The sequence below is a fragment of the Croceitalea sp. W27 genome (genome assembly GCF_055693185.1).
Genome location: NZ_CM146327.1, coordinates 3,333,918 through 3,346,912, shown reverse-complemented (window position 1 = coordinate 3,346,912; position 12,995 = coordinate 3,333,918). Strand labels below are relative to the sequence as shown.

4 protein-coding genes are annotated in these 12,995 nt (G+C 43.1%); all 4 read right to left on the bottom strand.

Translation table 11 applies throughout. The features are described 5' to 3' along the window. Positions 1 to 253: 253 nt before the first annotated feature. The gene (locus ACZ1GR_RS15110; protein ID WP_472609718.1) at positions 254 to 3,919 is read right to left on the bottom strand and encodes a beta strand repeat-containing protein; all 3,666 of its coding nucleotides are present in this window, start codon (positions 3,917 to 3,919) and stop codon (positions 254 to 256) included. Between the two features lie 223 nt (positions 3,920 to 4,142). Continuing rightward, on the bottom strand, positions 4,143 to 6,074 hold the full coding sequence (locus ACZ1GR_RS15105; RefSeq protein WP_472609717.1) for an OmpA family protein: 1,932 nt from the start codon (positions 6,072 to 6,074) through the stop codon (positions 4,143 to 4,145). 11 nt (positions 6,075 to 6,085) lie between these two features. Then, on the bottom strand, positions 6,086 to 7,036 hold the full coding sequence (locus ACZ1GR_RS15100; protein WP_472609716.1) for a PorP/SprF family type IX secretion system membrane protein: 951 nt from the start codon (positions 7,034 to 7,036) through the stop codon (positions 6,086 to 6,088). A gap of 15 nt (positions 7,037 to 7,051) precedes the next feature. Further along, entirely contained in the window at positions 7,052 to 12,850 is a 5,799-nt protein-coding gene (locus ACZ1GR_RS15095; protein WP_472609715.1) for a gliding motility-associated C-terminal domain-containing protein, read from the bottom strand. Positions 12,851 to 12,995: the final 145 nt, after the last annotated feature.

Sequence of the window (12,995 nt, the reverse complement as noted above, 5' to 3'; positions counted from 1 at the left end):
AAATATGAGGTTTGCCCTTAATAGGAGTTAATTACCGTTAATCGATTAAAACCTATCATTACTATGCTTACAGGCAATTTAAAGAAGCCCTATATTACCCTAAACAGAATAAATTATCAAAACCAAAAATGGCTGATAAAAATTAAAATTTAAACTGATTTTTTTGAAAAATTTTGACTGCATCAAACCTGAAAAAACTTAATCATCAAAAGTCTTAAAAGATGCTACTATCATCTTAAACTAATTGTATAATTCAATTCTTCTTAACTCTATACGTAATTCTTCGATTGGTAATTACAGTATATGCTTTGATAATACTTATTGGGGAAAATTCTGAAGTTGAACTAGCAAGTGTTGCTGTTGCAGTTAAGCCGGCTCCAAGATCTGACCCGCTCGGCAAAGGAATAGTAAATGAAAATCTATTGGTATTGTCTGTATTGTTATCAGTATCAGTATACGCCGAAACTCCTGTATCCGTATCATCAATACTACCTTCAACAAAGGATCCAATAAAGACCTGTCCTTCACCATAGTCGGTAGAAAGACCTAAGGTATTATCCCCTGCTATAGCAGTACCTTCATTGATATCCGTTAAAAAGAACTCAATGATAGTACCCGATCTAGACCAACCAGAAATAACCATATTACTGCCAGACTTATAAATGCTTGCTATAATAGGAAAATTTATCAAGCCATTTGGGCCAGAATCTGCATCACCGGTATCATTAAGCGTAACTCCGTCCGGTATTACACCTGAAGTAACCAGGTCGATACCTAAAGCAGGCGAAGCTGTGCCATTATTATAAATTGAGTTCTGCGAAATTAGATTGCCCGTATCGCCTGAACCGCCTACTAAAACAATACCCGAGCCGCCATTATCAAAAATTATGTTATTACTGATACTTGAATTACTTCCGCTCAAGCGGACCCCGAAATTCTCAACATTACCGGAGCAATTACCTCCGTCTTGACCTGAACCGGTAATTGAATTTTCAGTGATGACTATATCTCCTGGGCCAGTATTATCAATACCGACACTGGCGGAATTTTCAATTAAATTTTGCCTTATGATAACCCCGCTCGAACCATTTCTGATATCTATTCCACGATCACAAGGGCTATTACCTATAGCGAAAATATGATTGTTTTCAATAATCTTTGAACCTGCTCCTCCATTGACAAATATTCCTGAGGTAACAGTACTAGAAATGTAGTTGCCATCTATAAATAAATCACCTGAGGTTGTACCCAGAATTTCTACACCATAATTAATGTCTCCGGCATTAACACCAGCTGCATTAACACCTAATAAAGAACTACTCACTCGAACGTTGTCACCATCATCAATGCGTACTGCTGCATTATTATTGGCATAAATTGCCAAGTTCTGTATTACGGTATTATCACCTTCAACTTTAAAAACATCTCCTGCATTAATATGCACTTGTATCTCTGGAAGTTCGTAATTTGGTAAAACTGTTCCAGAAACTCCTACCGCTGTTCCTCCAGCACCAATTGTTCCTGTATTTGTATCACCTGAATAGGCAGTTTGAGTTCTACCGTCGATTATCGTGTTAGCTGCAATAATAGAGCTCATGGGGTTTGCATTGGAAATAAAAATATCAAAATAGCTTCCGTTGAAATTGGCATCGGCAGTTCTTCCCTGCGGGTCGGCCGTTGGAGGAATCATAAATATGGACGTATCCTCACCAAGTGCCGGATCAAAAATGCTGTTTGCCTGTATGTTCAACCCTGTTTCATCAAGGCTATTCGAATTAACTATAAATTGCTCTAAAGAGCCTTGTCCGTTTTCATTGGTATTGACAATCGTATTAAAATTAAAACCGAAATCAATATTACCTATACCACCTGATGCAATTACTATTGACGATACTGTTTGCGCGCCGGCAAGTATGCCAGCAGCAGTATCTTCACCGGCTGGGTTGGCACCCCCTACTTCATCTGTAACTTCATCTGTAGTCGTGCCGTTATAAGTTGTTTTAAAAGTTTGAACTGCATAACACGTGGTACATCCTGATCCGCCCCCTCTACTTGAAAGTATTGAAGAATTCACGACCCGTACCGTATAACTACCATCTGCCATACCTCCAAATGAATAATTTCCTGAAGAATCTGTAGTGGTAGTATTTATTAAAGTACTCGTTGCATCATATAGCTCTACGGTGGCGTTTTCCAAACCAATTCCACTCGCATCGGCTAAATTACGACCATTACCCCCGGGATAATTTATATCTTCAAAGACAGTACCCGAAATTAAATTTGAGGGTACTCTCAATAGCACCGCGCTTGATATCACCAAATCTTGACCTACATCAACATTAGCAGTTACCTGTGTATCTGTACTAACAATGTAGGACGAAATGTCATAAGTGTCCAAATCCAGTCCATAAATATTACTGTTATTAACACCAGCTGGACCATCATATATTGTTGAATTATAGGCATTATTTCCTGTTTGGCCACCATCACCGGATAGAATATTGGTTACACCTAATTGATTGGTAATAGAAAGCTCTTCTGGGTTTGTAGAACCTGAGCTAGAACCGTCCAATGTGGCATCACCTTCATAAGACAAAAATGTTGCTTTACTTCCTGCCGGGCTTATTGCATAAAAGTTGTCTAGAGTAAAAGAAGTACCCGCATTTGATGTTATATCAAATCCATAGTATAAATTAATGGTCGCGGCAGGCAGGGACACCTCTTCATAAAAAATCATAAGGGACCATGCTCCCAATACAGTCGCAGAAGCACAATAATTTCCAGCGTCATCAATATTTAAGTCGGTTACGTCATAAATATTACTAGTCGGGTTGGTTATGCCATCCACTATTGAAGTTACATCTGAAATGTATCCAAAAAACTGGACATTGCCACCTAAGGAGGCATTAAAGAAAGATGCCCCATAAATGACATCGGCTTCAACCGATTGTCCTTCAAAGGTCACGAAATTATCTGGGTTATTATTGGAATGCGCCCAATATAAATAAGCTCTTTTTATTACAGCACCTGCAGGAATGGTTGAAGTTACCGAACCAGATGAAGTAGTTGTTATGGCGCAGGCATCAGTAGTATTAGATTGTGTTCTAAAGGTACCGCCAGCCACAGTATAGTCAAAATTTCCGCTTAAATCATCGTACAAAGCCAATGGAACGTCTTGAGGTATTGCTGGATCGGTATCCGTAATTGTGGCAGTACCAAAATTTGCGATGTCTACACCGTTAGTAGCATTGGACAAAACCAAATAAAATTCCTCGGTGTTTTCGCCAAAAGTATTATCTACTAAAGTAACAGCAACTGTTCTATCTTCACCCACGGTACCAGTAAATGAAAGTGTACCCGACATTGCTGAATAGTCAAAAACATCTTCGGCCGAACCGTCGAAAGTTGTGTAATCAACATTAAAAGCACTGGTAGTAGCTCCATTATAAGTGACCGTAAATGTTGCCGCGCCATCTTCCTCAGCAACCGAAATATCATTTACGGTTAGGTAACTTGAGCTACCACTGTATCTAACTTGAGTTGTAGTTCCTCCATTTGTTGTTTGACAGTTGAATTCATTTAATAAAACTCTTACTTGTCCTGTTAATGGAGATATAAATGTTATTTCGGACTGTAAAGCGCCACCAAAGTCGTCATTATAATCGATAAAGTTTCCACTAGTATCATGTATAGTTAATTGCGTGTCCCATCCAGCCAAACCTACTGTCGATACGGTATATAGACCACCTGAGACCACGTTCATGGTAAAATACCTTCCACCACGTAAATTTCCCGTAAACTGATCCGTACTCGTAGGTGTAACAACAGTTCCAGAATTGGTGCCTCCAAATGGGCACTGGCTTAAAACTACTGTTGTAAATAATAACCAAATACCTACAGTTTTATAAAAAGAATTCATCTAAATCTACTTTGTTATGTGGAATGGATGTTATTATCCCCTAAAAAGTAAAATTAGAATTTAACAAACTGCTGACTAACTATTTGTTGCGAGTTAAACCAAAAACAACATAAATACCTTAATAATTGTAGTGTATAAAAAAAGTAGTGTTTATTTTTGGATGCATTTTATCGATAAAAGCTCAAAAACACTAGTTTAAATGCCTGTTGGTAGTTGTTAAGAATCAATCAAATATGATAAACTCAGAACGTCTGTTCAATTGGTGTTTCTCATTTGAGCATCTTACACCGTTTTCGCATTCGTTCATAAGACGTTCTTCACCATATCCTTGGCCATCTAATCTATCCGCTGAAATACCTTTAGCAATCATGTATGCTACAGTAGATTGCGCTCTTTTTTGTGATAACCATAAATTATAAGCATCGTTACCTCTACTATCTGTATGCGCATTTACTTTTATCTTTAAACTAGGGTATTTTTCCATTGCAGCAATAACCTTCTGGATTTCAATCTCTGCATCTGGTCTAATATCGAACTTGTTCAAATCAAAATAAATCGTACTTAATTGTAACAACTTGGCCAAATCGTCTCCAAATCCTCCGGTTACCAGATCTCTCTCTAAATAAAAATCGACAATTCTTGGTTTTCCATAAGACTTTACAAGATATTCTTCGGATGGAACATAACCCTCCATCATTGCCCTAACGAAATTACCTTGGTTACAATCAAGACTTAAGATATATTCTCCTTTGGCATTGGTAATGGTGGATGATACCACATTATTTTCTTCATCGATAATCTTTACAGTAGCCCCTGTTAAAATTTCATTTGAAATTCTATCTCTTACCGTACCAGTTACTTCTTGCAAGCAGTCTAAAGAAATGGGTTCTGTTTCTTTAAAACTATAAATATCATCATCACCCGTTCCGTCAATACGGTTTGAAGCAAAGTACCCCATAGTCTTTTCTTCATCTAGGATGAATGAGAAATCATCATACTTACCATTTATAGGTTTCCCAACATTAACTATAGGCTGATCATATTCATCAAAAGCAATCTTTGTCGCAAAAACATCTAAACCTCCTAATCCTGGGTGGCCATCTGAAGAAAAATAAAGCACATCTGATTGCGTGATAAAAGGAAAGGTTTCCCTCGCTTCGGTATTAATGGTTTTTCCTAAATTGATTGGAGGACCATAGGTGCCATCACCTACAATTTGCACCTTAAAAATATCAGATTCCCCAAAGGTTCCTGGCATATCTGAAGCAAAATATAAGGCCTTTTCATCTGGACTAAGTACGGGATGGGCAACCGAATAGCTATCACTATTAAATGGTAATTCTTCAATATCTGTCCACTCACCTTCTATTAAAGTCGCCTTGTATATTTTTAATCGGATCGTTCCTTTTTCGTCTTTGTACTTTTTACCATCCAAAAAGTTGTTTCTGGTGAAATACATTGTGCTGCCATCTTTGGTAACAACAGATGTTGACTCATGGAGTCTAGTATTTATATCTCCTGAAACCTTTTGAACTACTTCATTATCTTCATTGGCCTCATTGACTTCATAAATGTCCAAAAAGTCCCTGGCATTCCATGTATGACGATATCTTGCTAAGTTACCAGTGTCCCTATCAGAAGAAAATATCAACCCCTCTTTATAAAACGAAGGTGCAAAATCTGAATACTTGGAATTATACTTAAACTGTTGAATATCATATCGTCCTGAGTTTTCCTCGATTTTTTTCATATAATCTTCATCGAAACTCGAATCGATACCACTTTCTTTAGCTAGTCTAGAAAACTTAGCCATCATAGCATCCGCCCCTTCATATTCACCCAGGGTCTTCAATGATTGGGCATATCTAAAGACATAATCTGGGGTAACAACAGAATCATACTTTTCGATCAACTCTTTATAAATCTCTGAAGCTTCCTCATAATTGGCATTAAAATAATATGAGTTGCCTAATCGCTTTAATAAGTCTGGAGAAGAGAACCCTTTTTCCCTTACCTTTTTATAAATATCGATTGCAGGTCTAAAAGAATATTCCTCATACTTTTCATCAGCTTTTTCCAAAAGACGTTCTTGGCCGTAGGTTAAACCAAAACTTGAAATAAATGCTATTGTGAAAAGAAGTACTTTTTTGTACATATAATTAGTTTTTAGAAGAAACGTGGAGAAACCGTTTTTTGGAACTTTTTCAACAATTCTAGTCTAAGAAATATTTCAAAAGAACCATCATTAAATCTTCTTGTTCCTAGTTCTGTAGTCTCTTTATCATAAGCCAATCCCAACATTATTTGGTCATTGATTTGAAATCCAGCTAAAGCGCTTATTGCCGCATCCCAGCGATATGCGGCTCCAAAACTAAAACGTTCATTTACTAAAAAATTAGCAGATACATCAACCTGTAAGGGTGCTCCACCAACTGCTTTTGTCAATAGAGCAGGTTTAAACTTCAAATTCCCATTTAAATCAAAAACATAACCTGTAATAAAGTAAAAATTGATTCGTTCCGCTGCCAAGAAATTAACCTCGTTTGAATCATTGTTGCTATTATCAAAAAATTCAGTTTCCAAAATGTTGGGGGCTGAAAAACCAGCATAGAATTTATCGGTATGATAATAAACACCTAGGCCGAAATTTGGCGTAAACTGGTTGTCTATATTATCTTGCTGTACAACTTCTTCGTCAAAATTTCTAAGTTTTGTAAAATCAAGGCTCAAAAAATTTCCACCTCCTTTAAGTCCAAAAGAAAGTTTTGCATTTTGAGAAACATCCAAAGTATACGAAATTACGCCATCTATATAGGTCTCTTGTACAACTCCATCACCAATATTATCATTTACCACAGAAAGGCCATAACCTAGTCTACTATTACGAATCGGAGAATGTAAATTTATAGTAAAAGTTTCTGGAGCTCCGTCTAGGCCTACCCATTGTGATCTGTAAAGTCCGGCAAAGGTCAATTGCCCTCTAGACCCTGCATATGCGGGATTAACACTTATAGTATTAAACATATACTGGGTATACTGTGCATCTTGTTGAGCGATCAGACCTTGAATTGTAACTGCTATAAAAAGTATTGGCAATAATATGCTCTTCTTAATCATATTCATATTTATATGTTACTTACTGATATAGAAATAATCGCTATCTGTAATTCTTCCTTGATTAGAATCGTACTCAAATATATAAAAATATATACCTGAAGGAAGGAAATCATTTACGCTTAAAGTAGACCTTCCCTTTGATCTTCCGTCAAATACATTATTTATGTTATTGTAACCTTGACCTTCATATACTGCAATACCCCATCTATTGAATATTCTTAGTGTATTATTGCGAGCATTTTCAACGCCTCTAATAAATAAGAAATCATTCTTTCCGTCTCCATTAGGTGTCACCATTTGATTAACTATAATTGCTTCTGGCTCTGGTGTGTTGTCAATTGGATCTAGGTAATCAGGCGTACCATCACCATCTGTATCATCGTTGGTCGGGTCCCCGTCACCGTCCGCATCCTCGTCAGGGGTGTCGATACCGTCACCATCGTCGTCAAAATCCCGATAGTTTACATCTTCGGTACCATCGGTATCCGGTAAATCGTTCGCAGGGTCGTCGATCTCATCGTTGACATCGAAGCCGTCGTTTACATCACTGCCCTCATAGCCGTCGTCCAATCCGTCGCCATCGGTGTCCTCGCCCGTAAAGGTCTGGTCCGGCTCGCCGTCCTCGTTGAAGTCGTTGCCCTCGTTGTTATCGGGTACCGTATCGTTGTCACTGTCCAAATCGATATAATCAGGGACCGTATCCGCATCCGTATCCTCTGGGGTGATGCCTTCGTCGCCCGTACCTTCATAGGCATCGTCAAGTCCATCGTTGTCACTGTCGTCACCACTTGGTGGTATATAGCCTTCCGTGGACTGGCCCTCTACATTGTCTGGGATGCCATCGTCATCCGAATCAATGTCCAAGTGGTCTGGTATGCCGTCTTCGTCAGTATCCAATGGGTCCGTCAATGGATTGTCGTCACCATCAAGGTTAGGGTCTTCATCCGTATCCAATATACCGTCGTTGTCATCGTCGATATCCGTTACATCGGGAACGCCGTCGCCATCGGTATCCGTGCCATCATTGTCAGGATCCAAATAATCGGGCGTACCGTCACCATCTGTATCGTCGTTGGTCGGGTCGCCGTCACCGTCCGCATCCTCATCTGGAGTGTCGATACCGTCGCCATCATCGTCAAGGTCCCTATAGTTTACATCCTCCGTACCATCGGTATCCGGTAAATCGTTCGCAGGGTCGTCGATCTCATCGTTGACATCGAAGCCGTCGTTTACATCACTGCCCTCATAGCCGTCGTCCAATCCGTCGCCATCGGTATCCTCGCCCGTAAAGGTCTGGTCCGGCTCGCCGTCCTCGTTGAAGTCGTTGCCCTCATTGTTATCGGGTACCGTATCGTTGTCACTGTCCAAATCGATATAATCATCCTCTCCATCCTCATCCGTGTCCTCTGGGGTGATGCCTTCGTCACCTGCTCCCTCATAAGCGTCGTCCAAACCGTCATCGTCGCTGTCTTCACCACTTGGTGGTATATAGCCTTCCGTGGGCTGACCTTCTACATTGTCGGGAATACCGTCGTCATCGGAATCGATGTCCAAGTGGTCTGGAATACCATCTTCGTCCGTATCCAATGGGTCCGTCAATGGATTGTCGTCTCCATCAAGGTTCGGGTCCTCCTCCGTATCCAATATACCGTCGTTGTCATCGTCGATATCCGTTACATCGGGAACGCCGTCGCCATCCGTATCCGTGCCATCATTGTCAGGATCCAAGTAATCGGGCGTACCATCACCGTCCGTATCATCGTTGGTCGGGTCGCCGTCACCGTCCGCATCCTCATCTGGGGTGTCGATACCGTCGCCGTCATCGTCAAGGTCACGATAGTTTACATCCTCCGTACCATCGGTATCCGGCAGATCGTTCGCAGGGTCGTCGATCTCATCGTTGACATCGAAGCCGTCGTTTACATCACTGCCCTCATAGCCGTCGTCCAATCCGTCGCCATCGGTATCCTCGCCCGTAAAGGTCTGGTCCGGCTCGCCGTCCTCGTTGAAGTCGTTGCCCTCATTGTTATCGGGTACCGTATCGTTGTCACTGTCACTATCGATATAATCATCCTCTCCATCCTCATCCGTGTCCTCTGGGGTGATGCCTTCGTCACCTGCTCCCTCATAAGCGTCGTCCAAACCGTCATCGTCGCTGTCTTCACCACTTGGTGGTATATAGCCTTCCGTGGGCTGACCTTCTACATTGTCGGGAATACCGTCGTCATCGGAATCGATGTCCAAGTGGTCTGGAATACCATCTTCGTCCGTATCCAATGGGTCCGTCAATGGATTGTCGTCTCCATCAAGGTTCGGGTCCTCCTCCGTATCCAATATACCGTCGTTGTCATCGTCGATATCAGTTACATCGGGAACGCCGTCGCCATCCGTATCCGTGCCATCATTGTCAGGGTCCAAGTAATCGGGCGTGCCGTCACCATCTGTATCATCGTTGGTCGGGTCCCCGTCACCGTCCGCATCCTCGTCAGGGGTGTCGATACCGTCACCATCGTCGTCAAAATCCCGATAGTTTACATCTTCGGTACCATCGGTATCCGGTAAATCGTTCGCAGGGTCGTCGATCTCATCGTTGACATCGAAGCCGTCGTTTACATCACTGCCCTCATAGCCGTCGTCCAATCCGTCGCCATCGGTGTCCTCGCCCGTAAAGGTCTGGTCCGGCTCGCCGTCCTCGTTGAAGTCGTTGCCCTCGTTGTTATCGGGTACCGTATCGTTGTCACTGTCCAAATCGATATAATCAGGGACCGTATCCGCATCCGTATCCTCTGGGGTGATGCCTTCGTCACCTGCTCCCTCATAAGCGTCGTCCAAACCGTCATCGTCGCTGTCTTCACCACTTGGTGGTATATAGCCTTCCGTGGGCTGACCTTCTACATTGTCGGGAATACCGTCGTCATCCGAATCGATGTCCAAGTGGTCTGGTATGCCGTCTTCGTCAGTATCCAATGGGTCCGTCAATGGATTGTCGTCACCATCAAGGTTAGGGTCTTCATCCGTATCCAATATACCGTCGTTGTCATCGTCGATATCCGTTACATCGGGAACGCCGTCGCCATCCGTATCCGTGCCATCATTGTCAGGGTCCAAGTAATCGGGCGTGCCGTCACCATCTGTATCATCATTGGTCGGGTCGCCGTCACCGTCCGCATCCTCGTCAGGGGTGTCGATACCGTCGCCATCGTCGTCAAGGTCCCGATAGTTTACATCTTCGGTACCATCGGTATCCGGCAGATCGTTCGCAGGGTCATCGATCTCATCGTTGACATCGAAGCCGTCGTTTACATCACTGCCCTCATAGCCGTCGTCCAATCCGTCGCCATCGGTATCCTCGCCCGTAAAGGTCTGGTCCGGCTCGCCGTCCTCGTTGAAGTCGTTGCCCTCATTGTTATCGGGTACCGTATCGTTGTCACTGTCCAAATCGATATAATCATCCTCTCCATCCTCATCCGTGTCCTCTGGGGTGATGCCTTCGTCACCTGCTCCCTCATAAGCGTCGTCCAAACCGTCATCGTCGCTGTCTTCACCACTTGGTGGTATATAGCCTTCCGTGGGCTGACCTTCTACATTGTCGGGAATACCGTCGTCATCGGAATCGATGTCCAAGTGGTCTGGAATACCATCTTCGTCCGTATCCAATGGGTCCGTCAATGGATTGTCGTCTCCATCAAGGTTCGGGTCCTCCTCCGTATCCAATATACCGTCGTTGTCATCGTCGATATCAGTTACATCGGGAACGCCGTCGCCATCCGTATCCGTGCCATCATTGTCAGGGTCCAAGTAATCGGGCGTGCCGTCACCATCTGTATCATCGTTGGTCGGGTCCCCGTCACCGTCCGCATCCTCGTCAGGGGTGTCGATACCGTCACCATCGTCGTCAAAATCCCGATAGTTTACATCTTCGGTACCATCGGTATCCGGCAGATCGTTCGCAGGGTCGTCGATCTCATCGTTGACATCGAAGCCGTCGTTTACATCACTGCCCTCATAGCCGTCGTCCAATCCGTCGCCATCGGTATCCTCGCCCGTAAAGGTCTGGTCCGGCTCGCCGTCCTCGTTGAAGTCGTTGCCCTCATTGTTATCGGGTACCGTATCGTTGTCACTGTCCAAATCGATATAATCATCCTCTCCATCCTCATCCGTGTCCTCTGGGGTGATGCCTTCGTCACCTGCTCCCTCATAAGCGTCGTCCAAACCGTCATCGTCGCTGTCTTCACCACTTGGTGGTATATAGCCTTCCGTGGGCTGACCTTCTACATTGTCGGGAATACCGTCGTCATCGGAATCGATGTCCAAGTGGTCTGGAATACCATCTTCGTCCGTATCCAATGGGTCCGTCAATGGATTGTCGTCTCCATCAAGGTTCGGGTCCTCCTCCGTATCCAATATACCGTCGTTGTCATCGTCGATATCAGTTACATCGGGAACGCCGTCGCCATCCGTATCCGTGCCATCATTGTCAGGGTCCAAGTAATCGGGCGTGCCGTCACCATCTGTATCATCATTGGTCGGGTCGCCGTCACCGTCCGCATCCTCGTCAGGGGTGTCGATACCGTCGCCATCGTCGTCAAGGTCCCGATAGTTTACATCTTCGGTACCATCGGTATCCGGCAGATCGTTCGCAGGGTCGTCGATCTCATCGTTGACATCGAAGCCGTCGTTTACATCACTGCCCTCATAGCCGTCGTCCAATCCGTCGCCATCGGTATCCTCGCCCGTAAAGGTCTGGTCCGGCTCGCCGTCCTCGTTGAAGTCGTTGCCCTCATTGTTATCGGGTACCGTATCGTTGTCACTGTCCAAATCGATATAATCATCCTCTCCATCCTCATCCGTGTCCTCTGGGGTGATGCCTTCGTCACCTGCTCCCTCATAAGCGTCGTCCAAACCGTCATCGTCGCTGTCTTCACCACTTGGTGGTATATAGCCTTCCGTGGGCTGACCTTCTACATTGTCGGGAATACCGTCGTCATCCGAATCGATGTCCCTGAAATTAGGATTATCATCACCATCCGAATTAATCGGGGTAAGGCCCTCTCCTGAACCAGGATGCTCTTCGTAGTGATCATCCAATCCATTACCATCGGAATCTATTCCACAAGGTCCTTGAAAATCATCTGAAGGCTGAGCTTCAACATTATCCAAAATTCCATCATTATCAGAATCGATATCCCTAAAATCAGGATGATGATCTCCATCAGTGTCAACAGGTGAAATACCTCCGCAAGCACCCGGACTTTCCTCATAATGATCATCTAATCCATTTCCATCAGAGTCAATTCCACAAGGCGCCTGAAAATTATCAGTACTTTGGGCTTCTACATTATCTAAAATTCCATCATTATCCGAATCAATATCCAAATAATCCTGCACATCGTCTCCATCGGTATCAATCGGGGTCAGTCCATTACAGCTTCCAGGTGTGACTTCATAGGCATCATCCAATCCATTACCATCAATATCCTTTCCAGAAGGAGCTATATAACCATAAGTGGATTGCGCTTCAACGTTATCAATGATTCCATCATTATCGGAATCTACATCAAACTTATTCGGTACACCGTCGCCGTCTGTATCACTACCACCTTCTACTATGTTTAAGATGCCATCACCATCAATATCCATATCTTGATGATCAGGAACACCATCACCATCGGTATCAGTATAAATGACTGTATTTTCTTCAATGAAAGAATAACCAAAAAATGGGGATATTAAGCTGAATACAAAAAATACTAAAACTAGTCTACGGGATAGACTTGTTCCGATTTCAAATGCTTGAAGCGTAATTTTTTTCATAAATGATAGTTTTCTCTTTTCAACTAATCACCATGACATTACGCAGGTTTCTATATGTAAGAATTAAGGGACAATTTTTGACACCGCAAGATATTTAAAAAAATACTCAGACAATGCCAAATGCATAGTTAGTTTTAATCTACTT